This window comes from Pedococcus sp. P3_C7 (assembly GCF_056402615.1).
On record NZ_JBFUHC010000001.1, the window covers coordinates 512,020 to 525,779 of the forward strand.

The 13,760-nt window shown below is 70.9% G+C and carries 15 protein-coding genes; 14 read left to right on the forward strand and 1 reads right to left on the reverse strand.

What is annotated here, in order from left to right; genetic code table 11:
- The first annotated feature begins 22 nt into the window (after positions 1–22).
- The 5 genes from AC1DS4_RS02395 to AC1DS4_RS02415 are packed head-to-tail and all read left to right on the forward strand — an operon-like array spanning position 23 to position 3,092.
- Entirely contained in the window at positions 23–1,321 is a 1,299-nt protein-coding gene (locus AC1DS4_RS02395) for a SufS family cysteine desulfurase (protein WP_477612842.1), read from the forward strand.
- Positions 1,321–1,848, forward strand: coding sequence for a Fe-S cluster assembly sulfur transfer protein SufU (gene sufU, locus AC1DS4_RS02400; RefSeq protein ID WP_477612843.1), 528 nt, complete (start codon positions 1,321–1,323; stop codon positions 1,846–1,848). Before AC1DS4_RS02395 ends, sufU begins: the two co-directional genes overlap by 1 nt.
- Entirely contained in the window at positions 1,845–2,174 is a 330-nt protein-coding gene (locus tag AC1DS4_RS02405; RefSeq protein ID WP_477612844.1) for a metal-sulfur cluster assembly factor, read from the forward strand. The genes sufU and AC1DS4_RS02405 overlap by 4 nt, the downstream gene beginning before the upstream one ends.
- Positions 2,108–2,707 (forward strand): acVLRF1 family peptidyl-tRNA hydrolase, encoded by a 600-nt coding sequence (locus tag AC1DS4_RS02410; RefSeq protein ID WP_477612845.1) that lies wholly within the window; start codon positions 2,108–2,110, stop codon positions 2,705–2,707. The genes AC1DS4_RS02405 and AC1DS4_RS02410 overlap by 67 nt, the downstream gene beginning before the upstream one ends.
- 19 nt (positions 2,708–2,726) lie before the next feature.
- Entirely contained in the window at positions 2,727–3,092 is a 366-nt protein-coding gene (locus tag AC1DS4_RS02415) for a hypothetical protein (protein WP_477612846.1), read from the forward strand.
- A gap of 11 nt (positions 3,093–3,103) precedes the next feature.
- Here AC1DS4_RS02415 and ypfJ read toward each other — a convergent pair whose 3' ends face one another.
- Positions 3,104–4,030 carry a KPN_02809 family neutral zinc metallopeptidase gene (gene ypfJ, locus AC1DS4_RS02420; RefSeq protein ID WP_477612847.1) on the reverse strand — a complete coding sequence of 309 codons (927 nt, stop codon included), beginning with the start codon at positions 4,028–4,030 and terminating at the stop codon, positions 3,104–3,106.
- Positions 4,031–4,181: 151 nt separating this feature from the next.
- On the opposite strand from ypfJ, the gene AC1DS4_RS02425 reads away from it, so the two are divergent.
- The 9 genes from AC1DS4_RS02425 (at position 4,182) to AC1DS4_RS02465 (ending at position 13,618) form a co-directional block, all read left to right on the forward strand.
- Complete coding sequence (locus AC1DS4_RS02425; RefSeq protein WP_477612848.1) at positions 4,182–5,783, forward strand: ABC-F family ATP-binding cassette domain-containing protein; 1,602 nt, start codon at positions 4,182–4,184, stop codon at positions 5,781–5,783.
- 100 nt (positions 5,784–5,883) lie between these two features.
- Positions 5,884–7,560: a nitrite/sulfite reductase gene (locus AC1DS4_RS02430; protein ID WP_477612849.1), complete on the forward strand. Its 1,677-nt coding sequence runs from the start codon at positions 5,884–5,886 to the stop codon at positions 7,558–7,560.
- Positions 7,557–7,760, forward strand: a complete 204-nt coding sequence (locus tag AC1DS4_RS02435; protein ID WP_477612850.1) for a hypothetical protein — start codon at positions 7,557–7,559, stop codon at positions 7,758–7,760. The genes AC1DS4_RS02430 and AC1DS4_RS02435 overlap by 4 nt, the downstream gene beginning before the upstream one ends.
- Positions 7,757–8,524, forward strand: coding sequence for a phosphoadenylyl-sulfate reductase (locus AC1DS4_RS02440; protein WP_477632116.1), 768 nt, complete (start codon positions 7,757–7,759; stop codon positions 8,522–8,524). Before AC1DS4_RS02435 ends, AC1DS4_RS02440 begins: the two co-directional genes overlap by 4 nt.
- A complete protein-coding gene (cysD, locus tag AC1DS4_RS02445) occupies positions 8,521–9,453 on the forward strand; it encodes a sulfate adenylyltransferase subunit CysD (RefSeq protein WP_477612852.1) in 933 nt (310 codons plus the stop codon). Before AC1DS4_RS02440 ends, cysD begins: the two co-directional genes overlap by 4 nt.
- A complete protein-coding gene (locus AC1DS4_RS02450; RefSeq protein WP_477632118.1) occupies positions 9,453–10,811 on the forward strand; it encodes a sulfate adenylyltransferase subunit 1 in 1,359 nt (452 codons plus the stop codon). The genes cysD and AC1DS4_RS02450 overlap by 1 nt, the downstream gene beginning before the upstream one ends.
- On the forward strand, positions 10,811–12,097 hold the full coding sequence (gene cobA / locus AC1DS4_RS02455; RefSeq protein WP_477632119.1) for a uroporphyrinogen-III C-methyltransferase: 1,287 nt from the start codon (positions 10,811–10,813) through the stop codon (positions 12,095–12,097). The genes AC1DS4_RS02450 and cobA overlap by 1 nt, the downstream gene beginning before the upstream one ends.
- A gap of 10 nt (positions 12,098–12,107) precedes the next feature.
- Positions 12,108–12,833 carry a sirohydrochlorin chelatase gene (locus AC1DS4_RS02460; RefSeq protein WP_477632120.1) on the forward strand — a complete coding sequence of 242 codons (726 nt, stop codon included), beginning with the start codon at positions 12,108–12,110 and terminating at the stop codon, positions 12,831–12,833.
- Entirely contained in the window at positions 12,830–13,618 is a 789-nt protein-coding gene (locus AC1DS4_RS02465; protein ID WP_477632121.1) for an enoyl-CoA hydratase/isomerase family protein, read from the forward strand. Before AC1DS4_RS02460 ends, AC1DS4_RS02465 begins: the two co-directional genes overlap by 4 nt.
- The last annotated feature ends 142 nt before the right edge of the window (positions 13,619–13,760 follow it).

Genomic DNA, 13,760 nt, shown 5'->3' on the forward strand with positions numbered 1-13,760 from the left:
ACCCAGCCACGCGGCATACCCCATGAGTGCAACGACCTTCAGCGACGGGGAGCTGGCCCGCATCCGGGCCGGCTTCCCGATCCTGTCGCGCACCGTTCGCGACGGGAAGCCGCTGGTCTACCTCGACTCCGGTGCCACGTCGCAGCGGTATGCCGGTGCGCTCGACGTCGAGCGCGCCTTCAGCGAGCAGGTCAACAGCGCGGTGCACCGCGGGGCGCACCAGCTCAGCGAGGAAGCCACCGACGCCTACGAAGGCGCCCGCGCGAAGGCTGCGCGGTTCGTCGGGGGAGCAGACGACGAGGTGGTGTTCACCAAGAACGCCACCGAGTCCCTGAACCTCGTGGCCTACGCCTTCTCGAACTCCGTTGCGGGACAAGCCAAGGATCCTCGGCTCGACCTCGGTGAGGGTGACGAGATCCTGGTCACCGAGATGGAGCACCACGCCAACCTCGTGCCCTGGCAGGAGCTCGCCCGGCGCACCGGCGCGACCCTGCGCTGGGTCGGGGTGACCGACGAGGGCCGCCTCGACCTCGACGGGGTGCACGGCCCGGCGCTGGGGGAGCTGCTCACCGACCGCACCAAGGTCTTCGCGTTCACGCACGTCTCGAACGTCCTCGGCACCATCAACCCGGTCCGCGAGCTCGCTGCCGCCGCCCGGACCGTCGGTGCCCTGACGGTCCTCGACGCCTGCCAGTCGGCACCCCACCTCGCGCTCGACGTGGCCGACCTCGGTGTCGACTTCGCGGCCTTCTCCGGCCACAAGATGTTCGGCCCCACCGGGGTTGGAGTGCTGTGGGGTCGCGGCGAGCTGCTGCACGCCATGCCGCCCTTCATCACCGGCGGCTCGATGATCGAGACCGTGCGGATGGAGGCGACCACCTACGCACCGCCGCCCCAGCGCTTCGAGGCCGGTTCGCCCAACTCGGCGCAAGCCGTCGGGCTCGGCGCCGCCATCGACTACCTCGACGAGCTGGGCCTGGACCGCATCGCGGCCCACGAGCACGCGCTGACCGAGCGACTCCTGGCGGGCCTCGCGCAGCGGCCGTGGGTGCGCATCGTCGGTCCCGCCGAGTCGGTCGACCGGGTGGGTGCCGTCGCCTTCGACGTGCAGGGGGTGCATGCCCACGACGTCGGGCAGGTGCTGGACGACCAGGGAGTCGCAGTCCGCGTCGGACACCACTGCGCCTGGCCGCTGCACCGCCGGATGGGCGTGACCGCGACGACGCGGGCCACCCTCGCGGCCTACAACGCGCCGGCTGAGGTCGACACGCTGCTCGACGCGCTCGACCGCGTCCCGGCGATCTTCGGGGTGGCGAGCTGATGGACCTCTACCAGGAGCTCATCCTCGAGCACTCCAAGCGCCCGCTGCACGCCGGTTTGCGCGAGCCCTTCGAGGCCGAGGTCCACCACGTCAACCCGACCTGCGGCGACGAGGTGACCCTGCGCGTGCACGTCGAGGGCAGCGGCAGCGACGCCGTCGTCAAGGACATCTCCTACGACGCGCTGGGCTGCTCCATCTCCACGGCCTCCACCAGTGTGCTGGCCGACGAGGTCATCGGGCACACCGTCGCCGAGGCGATGACCACGCACGAGGCGATGCGCACGATGCTCACCTCCAAGGGTGCCGACCCCGGCGACGAGGAGGTCATCGGTGACGGGGTCGCCTTTGCGGGGGTCAGCAGGTACCCGGCGCGGGTGAAGTGTGCTCTGCTGGGATGGATGGCGTTCACGGACGCGTTGCACCGAGCAGGCCATGACACCAAGAGCAGTGACACAGCCGGCAGCACGACCGGCAGCACGAACAGCGACACGAGCACCGACACGGCAACCAGCAAGGACAAGTCATGAGTGAGACGAGCACAGCCTCCCCCAACGTCGCGGACGTCGAAGAGGCGATGCGCGACGTCGTCGACCCCGAGCTCGGGATCAACGTCGTCGACCTCGGCCTCGTCTACGGCATCACGGTGGACGCGCAGAAGCATGCCGTCCTCGACATGACGCTCACCTCGGCGGCCTGCCCGCTGACCGACGTCATCGAGGACCAGACGCAGCAGGCCCTCGAGGGCCTGGTCGCGTCCTACCGCGTCAACTGGGTCTGGATGCCGCCGTGGGGCCCCGACAAGATCACCGACGACGGTCGCGAGCAGCTGCGCGCCCTGGGGTTCAACCTCTGACCGGTCCCAGGCCGAGAGTCGTCGACGTCGCCCCCGAACGGCTTGACGGCTGGCTGGAGCGGTTCGCCGCCAACAACGAGGGCTCGGCGACGCCGCAGCTCATCACGGGACGTGACGAGTTCTCGCACGACCCGTTGGGCGTGCTCCTCATCCGACGCGGTGGGTATGCCGTGGGCTTGGCGCACGGGGCCACCTTCACCGAGTCCAAGGTGGGCACACGACACGTGCAGTCCCGCACGGCTGCCGGTGGCTGGTCCCAGCAGCGCTTCGCGCGGCGACGGGGCAACCAGGCCGACGAGCTGGTCCGTGCGGTCGCCGAGCACACGCTGCGGATCCTGCCGCGCGGCATACCAACCGGTCTGGTGGTCGGCGGCGACAAGGCGCTGGTCCGCGCCGTCCTCGACGACCCCAGGCTCGCGCACCTCGACGCGCTGCCACGCCGTGAGCTCTACGACCTGCCGGACCCCCGGCGGGCGGTGCTCGAGGACGCGCTCTACCGAGGCCGCGCGGTGCGCATCACGATCCAGGACTGATCTGTCGCATGATGGCTGCATGGCGAAGTACAAGGTCAACCGGGCAGCCGTGCGGCACTGCCGCGACCTGATCAAGGCCGGCGAGGTCGTGCTCGACAGCGAGTGGGGCAGCGTGCAGCCCGACGCGGACACCGAGAACGCGTTCCTCGAGGAGCACGGCTGGGACGAGTACCCGAAGTGGTTCCTCGGGCTCACCGAGGGAGCCAACGACGAGACGAAGGCGCGGCACGCCTTCGCCTACGGCGACTTCGGCACGGTGCACCGCAGCGGGCTCATCGCGTGTGTGTACCGCGCCGCGGAGTGGCGCCACAAGGACGTCGAGCTGGCGGCGCACCGGCTGCTCCAGGAGCTCGACAAGGCTCACCCGGGTGCGAAGGACGACTGACCGCAGGTTCCCTACTCGACCGTGGCCGGGCTGAGGGTGTCGCACTGGTTGAGGTCGCCGGTCTTGTAACCGGTGGTGAACCACTGCTGGCGTGCCGCCGCAGACCCGTGTGTCCACGACTCGGGGTTCACCCGGCCCTGGGTCTTCTCCTGGATCCGGTCGTCACCGACCGACGAGGCCGCGGAGAGCGCGTCCTTGATGTCCTTGTCCGTCAGTGGCTTGAGGAAGGCCACCTCGCCGCCGCTCGTGCTCTCACCCTTGGTCTGCGTCGCGTGGTTGGCCCACACGCCGCCCAGGCAGTCAGCCATCAGCTCGATGCGGACGCTGCCGCTGTTCTTGCCCTGGGGGTTCTGCTGGGCCTGGTCGAGCAGGCCCAGGATGTCCTGGATGTGGTGGCCGTACTCGTGGGCCACGACGTACTCCTGGGCGAGGGCCCCGCTGCTCGAGCCGAACTGGGAGGACAAGATCTCGAAGAAGCTGACGTCGATGTAGACCTGTTTGTCCAACGGGCAGTAGAACGGGCCGACCTGGTTGCTTGCGGTGCCGCAGGCCGACTGGGTCGAGCCGTTGTAGAGGATCGTCTTGGAAGGCGTGTACTCCCGCTTGTACTTGGGCAGCTCCTGCGCCCAGAAGGCGTTCACCGAGTTCACCGTGGCGATGACGCGGCAGGTGTCGTTCTTGTTGGCGTCGGCACCGGTCTTGCACTCGGCGAACGCGGAACCGTCCTCGGTGCCCCCGGGTTGGACCTGGCCCTGGTCCGACGTGCCCCCGCCGGGGTTGGTCGGGAGGTCGCTCGGGTTGATCCCGAAGATGAGGGCGATGATGAGCAGGATGATGCCGCCGATCCCGCCGCCCACGACCATGCCCCCCGGGGCGCCCCCGCTGCCGCCCGACCCGACCTGCGAGGTGTCGATCTTGACATCGTCGTTGAAGCTCATCTGGCCTCCGCGGTCGTGAGGGCGTGGCTGCCCTGTGCAGCTGTACTGGTCGGTCAACTCTCCCGGTTAGACTAGTGATCTCAACCCCTGCGCGGCGCATCCGCAACTCATCGGAGCGCCCCACCCCACCTGTGATGTCTGGAGTTCCGTCGTGATTGCCGCCAGTGGGATCGAGCTGCGTGCTGGGTCCAGGCTCCTGCTCGACGGCGCGACGTTCCGGATCGCGGCCGGTGACCGGGTCGGCCTCGTGGGCCGCAACGGTGCGGGCAAGACGACCCTGACCAAGGTGCTCGCGGGGCAGGGGCAGCCTGCGGCCGGCTCGGTGACCGCGACAGGCGAAGTGGGCTACCTGCCGCAGGACCCGCGCACCGGTGACCTGCACGTCCTGGCCCGCGACCGCATCCTGTCGGCGCGCGGACTCGACCGGATCATCACCCAGATGCGTGAGGCCGAGGGCGCGATGGCCAGCGCCGACGACCAGACGCGCGACAAGGCCATGCGGCGCTACTCGCGGCTCGAGGGCGAGTTCACCGCCCAGGGCGGGTATGCCGCCGAGTCCGAGGCGGCGACCATCGCCAGTGCCCTGTCGCTCGAGGAGCGGGTGCTGGGCCAGCCGCTCGCCACCCTGTCCGGTGGACAGCGCCGCCGCGTTGAGCTGTCACGCATCCTGTTCTCGGGCGCCGCGACCCTCCTGCTCGACGAGCCGACCAACCACCTCGACGCCGACTCCATCGGCTGGCTGCGCGACTACCTCAAGGGCTACCAGGGAGGGTTGGTGGTGATCAGCCACGACGTCGAGCTGCTCGACGCCGTCGTCAACCGGGTCTTCCACCTCGACGCCAACCGCGGCGAGCTCGACCTCTACAACGTCGGCTGGAAGCCCTACCTCCAGCAGCGCGAGACCGACGAGCGGGCCCGCAAGCGCGAGTACGCCAACGCGACCAAGAAGGCCGCTGCCCTCATGGAGCAGGCCGAGAAGATGCGCGCCAAGGCGACGAAGGCGGTCGCTGCCCAGAACATGATCAAGCGCGCCGAGCGCCTGATGGCGAGCGTCGAGGGGGAGCGGACCAGCGACAAGGTGGCCAAGCTGCGCTTCCCCGATCCTTCCCCGTGCGGGCGCACGCCTCTGCGAGCCTCGGGCCTGTCCCGGTCCTACGGCAGCCAGGAGGTCTTCACCGACGTCGACCTCGCCATCGACCGCGGGTCACGCGTCGTCGTCCTGGGCCTCAACGGTGCAGGCAAGACGACCCTGCTGCGCATGCTGGCCGGCGTCGACACCCCCGACACGGGTCAGGTGGAGCCAGGCCACGGCCTCAAGCTCGGCTACTACGCCCAGGAGCACGAGAACCTCGACGTCTCCCGCACCGTGCTCTCGAACATGAAGTCCGCCGCGCCCGACTCGTTCGGCGAGACCGAGGTCCGCAAGGTCCTCGGGTCGTTCCTGTTCAGCGGTGACGACGTCGACAAGCCCGCCAGCGTCCTGTCAGGCGGGGAGAAGACCCGGCTGTCATTGGCGATGCTCGTCGTGTCCAGCGCCAACGTCCTCCTGCTCGACGAGCCCACGAACAACCTTGACCCCGCGTCGCGCGAGGAGATCCTCGGTGCCCTGCGCACCTACAAGGGGGCGGTGGTGCTGGTCACCCACGACGAGGGAGCGGTCGAGGCGCTCGAGCCAGAGCGCATCCTGCTGCTGCCCGACGGCGTCGAGGACCACTGGGGCCAGGACTACCTCGACCTCATCTCGCTGGCCTGACGGGCCCCCTGACCGCGCGGCATACCCACAGGTTTGGTGGGGATTGCGGTCGAATAATGGACGGTTATGCAATCCATAACAGGATTGGCACAATGGTTGGGTGACGCAGACCCCCACGCGACCCCAGCGGCAGGCAGGCAAGGCCACTGGCGCCTGGGCCGACGGCGACCGCACCCCTCTCAACGCCAACGAGGAGTTCAAGCAGGCCGATGACGGCCTCAACGTTCGGGCGCGGATCGAGGAGGTCTACTCCAAGGAGGGGTTCGCCTCCATCACGGGCGAGGACCTGCGCGGGCGGATGCGCTGGTGGGGGCTCTACACCCAGCGCCGTCCCGGCATCGACGGCGGCAAGACCGCCACCCTGGACCCCAGCGAGCTGGACGCCGAGTTCTTCATGCTCCGGGTCCGCAGCGACGGCGGCGCGCTCGACGGGGACCAGCTCCGCACCATCGCCCAGATCAGCACCGAGTTCGCCCGCGACACCGCCGACATCACCGACCGGCAGAACATCCAGCTGCACTGGATCCGGGTCGAGGACGTCCCCGAGATCTGGAAGCGCCTCGAAGCCGTCGGACTCACCACTGCGGAGGCGTGTGGCGACACCCCTCGCGTCATTCTGGGCTCCCCGGTGGCCGGCATCGCCGCCGACGAGGTGCTCGACGGGACCCCGGCGGTCCGCGAGATCCTCGAGCGCTACATCGGCAGCCCCGAGTTCTCCAACCTGCCGCGCAAGTTCAAGACCGCCATCTCCGGCAGCCCGAGCCTGGACGTCGCGCACGAGGTCAACGACATCTCGTTCGTCGGGGTCCAGCACCCCGAACACGGTCCCGGGTTCGACCTGTGGGTCGGTGGGGGACTGTCCACCAACCCGATGTTCGCCCAGCGACTCGGCGCGTGGGTGCCGCTCGAGGAGGTCCCCGAGGTCTGGAAGGGCGTCGTCTCGATCTTCCGCGACTACGGCTACCGCCGGCTGCGCAACCGTGCCCGGCTGAAGTTCCTGATGGCCGACTGGGGACCGGAGAAGTTCCGCGAGGTCCTCGAGACGGAGTACCTCGAGCGCACCCTCACCGACGGACCTGCACCACCCCCGCCTTCGGCACACCGTCGCGACCACGTCGGCGTGCACGCCCAGCAGGACGGCAGGTTCTGGGTCGGCGTCGCTCCCATCGCCGGCCGCGTGAGCGGCACCACCCTGTATGCCGTCGCGAAGCTGGCTGCCAAGCACGGCTCGGGTCGCGTGCGGCTCACCGCCCACCAGAAGCTGCTCGTGCTCGACGTTGCGCAGGGCGAGGTCGCCGCCCTCACCGCGGGTCTGGACGAGCTCGGCCTGCCGACCGCCCCCAGCGAGTGGCGACGTGGCCTGATGGCCTGCACCGGCATCGAGTTCTGCAAGCTGGCGCTGGTGGAGACCAAGGCACGTGCCCACACGGTCATCGCCGAGATGGAGCGTCGGCTGCCCGACTTCGACGTGCCGTTCTCGATCCACATCAACGGCTGCCCGAACTCCTGCGCCCGCACCCAGGTCGCCGATGTCGGCCTCAAGGGCATGGTCCAGACCGACGACGACGGCCACCTCGTCGAGATCTTCCAGGTCCACCTCGGCGGCGGCCTCGGCACCGAGCCACAGCTGGCCCGCAAGACCCGTGCCCTCAAGGTCCGCGCCGAGGACCTGCCCGAGTACGTCGAGCGGCTCGCCGGACGGTTCGTCGGGCAGCGAGAGGGCGACGAGTCGTTCGCGCACTGGGCCCATCGCGCCGAGGAGGACGACCTCCGATGAGTGACGCGCCGCGCGGGAGCGTCATCTACTACTGCCCGTTCTGCGCCGAGGAGGACCTGCGACCCGTGGAGGAGCCTCGCGGCGGCTGGCGTTGCAACGCCTGCGCGCGGGTGTTCACCGTCCAGCTGGCGGCCCTCGACACCACCCGCATCCCGGGTCGCCTCCGGGAGGAAGCCGAGCTGCAGGGAGGAAAGCCATGACCGCGGTCACCAGCGACACCCGTCCGGCCGACGCGCTGCGCGCTCTCGCCGCCGAGGGCGGTGACAGGTTCGCCGCGCTCGAGGCCAGCGGCGCCGAGACGTCCGGCGACGCGGCATACCAGGCCCGCGTGGAGCTGGCCCGTGAGGCCCTGCGCTGGGCGCAGGAGACGTTCGGTGAGCACCTCACCGTCGCCTCGTCGATGGGCGACGAGGTGCTGGTGCACCTCGTGGGCACCACGATCCCGGGCGCCGACGTGTTCTTCCTCGACACGGGTTACCACTTTGCCGAGACGCTGGGCACCCGCGACGCCTACGAAGCCATGCTGCCCATCACGATCCGCACCATCCTGCCCCTGCTCACGGTGGCCCAGCAGGACGCGAAGTACGGCGAGAAGCTGCACGACCGTGCTCCCGACCAGTGCTGCGCGATGCGCAAGGTCGAGCCGCTCAACCGTGCGCTCTCGACCCACCAGGCCTGGGTGACGGGCATGCGACGGGTGGACGCGCCGACCCGCACCGACATCGGCATCGTCGGGTGGGACGAGCGTCGCGAGATGGTCAAGCTCAACCCCATCGCGGGGTGGACCGACGACGACGTGGACCGCTACGTCGAGGAGCACGGGGTGTTCCTCAACCCGTTGCGGCAGGAGGGCTACACCTCGATCGGGTGCGCCCCGTGCACCCGTCCGGTCGCCGAGGGCGAGGACGCCAGGGCCGGCCGCTGGGCCGGCAAGGACAAGACCGAATGCGGGCTGCACACATGACGACGACCACCGCCGCGCGGGCGCTGCCCGCCGAGTACACCCTCGACCACCTCGACCACCTCGAGTCCGAGGCGATCCACATCTTCCGCGAGGTCGCGGGGGAGTTCGAGCGCCCGGTGATCCTCTTCTCGGGTGGCAAGGACTCGGTCGTGATGGTGCACCTGGCGCTGAAGGCCTTCGCCCCGGCGGCGCTGCCGTTCGCGCTCCTCCACGTCGACACCGGCCACAACTTCCCCGAGGTGCTCGACTACCGGGACGCGACGGTCGAGCGGCTCGGAGTGCGGCTCGTCGTGGCCCACGTGCAGGACTACATCGACGACGGCCGGCTGCGCGAGCGCGCCGACGGCACCCGCAACCCGTTGCAGACGGTCCCGCTGCTCGACGCGATCGAGGCCGGCAAGTTCGACGCGGTCTTCGGCGGAGGCCGCCGCGACGAGGAGAAGGCCCGCGCGAAGGAGCGCGTGTTCAGCCTGCGCGACTCCTTCGGCGCGTGGGACCCGCGTCGTCAGCGTCCGGAGCTCTGGGACCTCTACAACGGCAAGCACGCGGTCGGTGAGCACGTCCGCGTCTTCCCGCTGTCCAACTGGACCGAGCTGGACGTCTGGCGCTACATCGAGCGTGAGGGCATCGCGCTGCCGGACCTCTACTACGCCCACGAGCGCGAGGTCTTCGCCCGCGACGGCATGTGGCTCGCTCCGGGTGAGTGGGGCGGCCCCAAGGACTCCGAGCGGGTCGAGAGCCGCACGGTCCGGTACCGCACGGTCGGCGACATGAGCTGCACCGGCGCCGTCGACTCGGACGCCACCGACGTGGCCGGCGTGATCCTCGAGCTGGCCGCCTCCCGGCTGACCGAGCGGGGCGCCACGCGGGCCGACGACCGCATGTCCGAGGCCGCCATGGAGGACCGCAAGAAGCAGGGGTACTTCTGATGCCCTCGACCCAGGAAGCGCAGACCCCCGTGACCACTGCCGTCCAGGACCCCTCGGCCCCCGCGCGACGCCACGACCTGCTCAGGCTGGCGACGGCCGGCTCGGTCGACGACGGCAAGTCGACCCTGGTCGGGCGGCTGCTCTACGACACCAAGTCGGTGCTCGCCGACCAGCTCGACGCCGTCGAGCGGGTCAGCCGTGAGCGGGGCCTGGATGCCGCAGACCTCGCGCTGCTCACCGACGGCCTGCGGGCGGAGCGCGAGCAGGGCATCACCATCGACGTGGCCTATCGCTACTTCTCGACGGCGACCCGGTCCTACGTCCTCGCCGACACCCCCGGCCACGTCCAGTACACCCGGAACATGGTCACGGGTGCCTCGACAGCGGAGCTGGCCCTCATCCTGATCGACGCGCGGCACGGGGTGGTCGAGCAGACACGACGCCACCTCGCAGTCACGGGACTGCTGGGTGTCCGTCACGTGGCGGTGGCCGTCAACAAGATGGACCTGGTCGACTGGTCGCAACAGCGGTTCGACGACATCGTCGCCGAGTTCGCCCGCCACGCAACGCGTTTCGGGATCGAGGACGTCGCGGCGGTGCCTGTCTCCGCCCTGTTCGGCGACAACGTCGTCGATCGCTCCGACCGCGCCGCGTGGTACACCGGCCCGACCCTGCTCGAGCACCTCGAGTCGGTGCCGGTCGGCACCGACCCCTCGGCGCAGCCGCTGCGCCTGCCGGTCCAGTACGTCATCCGTCCCCAGGGTGCCGAGCACCCCGACTACCGCGGGTATGCCGGCCGGCTGGCTTCCGGTGTCGTCCGCCCTGGGGACGAGGTCGTCGTCCTGCCCGGCGGCGGCCGCACCACGGTGGCCGGCATCGACCGGGCCCGCGGCGACGGATCGCTGGAGTCGCTCGAGGTGGCCTTCGCCCCCCAGTCGGTGGTGCTCCGCCTCACCGACGACCTCGACGTGTCGCGCGGCGACCTGCTGGCGACTGCTGACGAACCCAGCCTGACGACCCGCAACCTCGCAGGCACCGTGGCGGTCCTGTCGGAGCACCCGCTGCGTCAGCGTGACCGCGTGCTGCTGAGGGTCGGCACGCGCACCGTGCGTGCACTGGTGGACGACATCGTGGACCAGCTCGACATCGCCACGATGGAGCACCGCGCAGCGCCTGACGGCCTCGCCCTCAACGCCATCGGTCGGGTCCGCATCCGACTCGCCGAGGACGTCGCCATCGACGACTACCGCGCGCTGCGCCGCACTGGCGCCTTTCTGCTCATCGATGAGGCCGACGGCTCCACCCTCGCGGCCGGCATGGCCGACGCTCCGGACCGCAACGCCGGAGAGGGCATCTGATGAGCTCGCCCAGCTACCCCCTGACCCTCGACCTGACGGGGCGACGGGTGGTGGTCGTCGGTGGTGGACCCGTGGCCGCGCGCCGCACGGCCGGGCTCCTCGAGGCCGGGGCAGCGGTGGACCTCATCGCACCGTTCGTCTGCGAGGACCTGGCGGCACTGGTCAGGACCGACCGGATCACGTGGCAGGAGCGCGACTACGTGGCCGGCGACCTCCTCCAGCCTGAGCCCGCGTGGTTGGTGCACACCGCGACCGGCGACCTGCTCGTCGACGCCCAGGTGGCGCGCGAAGCCGATGCGGGCCGCATCTGGTGCGTGCGCGCCGATGCCGCGGAGGCCTCCTCCGCCTGGACCCCCGCCGTGGCGAGGGGTGTCGCGGGCGCGGCGAGCGACGGCCTCACCATCGCCGTCAGCGCGGGCGGCGACCCCCGTCGCGCGACGGCGGTCCGCGACGCCGTCCTGGCCGCGCTCGACAGCGGCACCCTCCCAGTGCGTCGGGTGCGGCGCGACAGCCCCCAGGATGCCCGGGGGAGCGGCCCCCAGGCCGGTGTGGGACGGGTCGCCCTCGTCGGTGGTGGGCCCGGCGCCGACGACCTCATCACGGTCCGTGGCCGCTCGCTCCTGGCGGCTGCTGACGTGATCGTGACCGATCGGCTGGGCCCGCGAGGGCTGCTCAGCACCGTGGCGGCGGACGTCGAGGTCATCGACGTCGGCAAGACCCCGGGCAACCACCCGGTCAGCCAGTCCCGCATCAACGAGCTCCTGGTGCACCACGCGCAGCTGGGCAAGCGGGTGGTGCGGCTCAAGGGCGGTGACCCGTTCGTCCTCGGTCGGGGAGGCGAGGAGGCGCTGTACTGCGTCGAGCACGGCATCCCGGTCGAGGTCGTGCCCGGAGTGACCTCGGCGGTGTCGGTGCCAGCGGCCGCAGGCATCCCCGTGACGCACCGGGGGATCGCCGCGTCCTTCGTCGTGGCCTCGGCGCACGAGGGCGCCGAGCACGTGTTGGCCGCGGCTGCCGATGCCGCTCCCGACGCGACGCTGGTGCTGCTCATGGGCGTCACCCGGCTGGCCGAGACCGCCGCGGCCCTGATCGCTGCCGGCCGCGCCGCCGACACGCCGGTGGCGCTGGTGGAACGCGGCTGGACCCCGGAGCAGCGCACGACCACCACCACGTTGGCCGATGCCGCCCGTGACGCCGTGGCAGCCGGAGTGCAGGCCCCCGCGGTCGTGGTGGTGGGCCAGGTCGTCAGCCTGCGGGACCGGCTCGGCGACCTGTCGGGGGAGTAGCGTCACGCGGGTGACCACCGAACCCGACATCGTCCTGCTCGCGCACGGGTCGCCGGACCCACGGCACGCCCAGGGCGTCGAAGCCCTGGCCACGCACGTCCGAGAGCTGGTTCCGCACCGCCCGGTGCACACGGCATACCTCGACCACCATCCACCCAGCCCCAGGGACGTCGGGGTGACCCTCGGGTCCCACGCCGTCGTGGTGCCCGTGCTGCTCACGCCCGCCTTCCACGCCAAGGTCGACGTGCCGACAGCCGTCGTCGACCTGACCCAGGCGTCCGGTTCGCAGGTGTCGGTGGCCGCTCCCCTCGGGCCGCACGAGCTGCTGCTCGACGCTGCCGAGGAGCTCCTTGCTGCGCAAGGGATCTCGCCCGATCCGACGACGGCGGTGCTCCTGTATGCCGCGGGCTCCAGTGACAGCGACGCCGTCGCCACCGTGGGACGCACCCTCGCGGAGCACCCACGCGTGGGGTGGGGTCCGTGGAGCGTCGCCGCGCTCGAGGGCGGGTCGACCATCGAACAGCTGCTGCGGCGGCTCCCCGACGAGGTCGAGCGAACCGTGGTGGTGTCCTTCATGGTCGCCGAGGGGATCCTGCGTGACCGCATGGCGCAGCACTGCGGTCGGGCCGGGGTGTCCATGGTGGCTGGGGCACTGGCCCAGACCACGGCGGTGGCCCACCTCGTCCTGGAACGCGCGGACAACGTCCGCGAGCGGGTGGATAGCCTGCCTGTGTGAGCGATGCAGCCAAGCCCCACCCGCACCTGACCGTCTCTCGGGAGGGTGCCGTCCTCACGGTGACCCTCGACAACGCGGCGAGGCGCAACGCCCAGACGCCCAGTCTCTGGGCAGCCCTCGCCGCCGTGGCGACCGGGGTCGACTCGTCCGTGCGGGTGGTCGTGCTGCGCGGCGAGGGACCGTCGTTCTCGGCCGGACTGGACCGGGGCATGCTCGCGCCCGGGGGAGTCCCGGGAGAGGTCGACATGATCGCCATGGCTGCCGAGAGTGCCGGGGCCGCCGCCGAGGTCATCGAGGACTTCCAGCGCGGGTTCTCGGCCTGGGCAACCGTGCCGGCGGTGGTCGTGGCTGCCGTCCAGGGGCACGCGATCGGTGCCGGGTTCCAGCTGGCGCTGGCGGCGGACCTGCGGGTTGTCGCAGACGACGTGCAGTTCGCCATGAGAGAGACCTCGCTGGGGCTGGTTCCCGACCTGGCCGGCACGACGCCCCTGGTGTCGCTCGTCGGCGTGGCGCGGGCCCTGGAGATCTGCGCCACGGGCCGGTTCGTGGGGGCTGCCGAGGCCGTCGCCAGCGGACTGGCCAACGTCGCCGTGCCGGTGGATGCGCTCGAGGCCACGACGGCCGACCTGGTCGCCGCCCTCCTCGCCGCACCCGAGGCCGCACTGCGTGAGCTCAAACCGTTGCTGCGCAGTGCAGCGTCGACCGATCGCGAGACCCAGCTGCGCCTCGAACGCGAGGCCCAGGGACGGTTGCTGCACGGCCTGGCCGGGCTGTTGTCGCGCTGACCACCCCGACGTCCCGGGGCCCCGCCGGGTGACCAGCAGTGGTTCCCCGGGTTGCGCGCTCGGCGCAATGTCGGTGGCGGGCTGCATGATGGGGAATGCGCCGTCGCGAGCACGGCGTTCCATCGCCATGAGCAGAGGAGAC

Excerpts from the sequence above, each read along its gene's own strand:
- AC1DS4_RS02395 (WP_477612842.1), top strand. The coding sequence starts at position 23 with ATGAGTGCAACGACCTTCAGCGACGGGGAGCTGGCCCGCATCCGGGCC.
- sufU (WP_477612843.1), top strand. The coding sequence starts at position 1,321 with ATGGACCTCTACCAGGAGCTCATCCTCGAGCACTCCAAGCGCCCGCTG.
- AC1DS4_RS02405 (WP_477612844.1), top strand. The coding sequence starts at position 1,845 with ATGAGTGAGACGAGCACAGCCTCCCCCAACGTCGCGGACGTCGAAGAG.
- AC1DS4_RS02415 (WP_477612846.1), top strand. The coding sequence starts at position 2,727 with ATGGCGAAGTACAAGGTCAACCGGGCAGCCGTGCGGCACTGCCGCGAC.
- ypfJ (WP_477612847.1), bottom strand. The coding sequence starts at position 4,030 with ATGAGCTTCAACGACGATGTCAAGATCGACACCTCGCAGGTCGGGTCG.
- AC1DS4_RS02435 (WP_477612850.1), top strand. The coding sequence starts at position 7,557 with ATGAGTGACGCGCCGCGCGGGAGCGTCATCTACTACTGCCCGTTCTGC.
- AC1DS4_RS02440 (WP_477632116.1), top strand. The coding sequence starts at position 7,757 with ATGACCGCGGTCACCAGCGACACCCGTCCGGCCGACGCGCTGCGCGCT.
- cysD (WP_477612852.1), top strand. The coding sequence starts at position 8,521 with ATGACGACGACCACCGCCGCGCGGGCGCTGCCCGCCGAGTACACCCTC.
- AC1DS4_RS02450 (WP_477632118.1), top strand. The coding sequence starts at position 9,453 with ATGCCCTCGACCCAGGAAGCGCAGACCCCCGTGACCACTGCCGTCCAG.
- cobA (WP_477632119.1), top strand. The coding sequence starts at position 10,811 with ATGAGCTCGCCCAGCTACCCCCTGACCCTCGACCTGACGGGGCGACGG.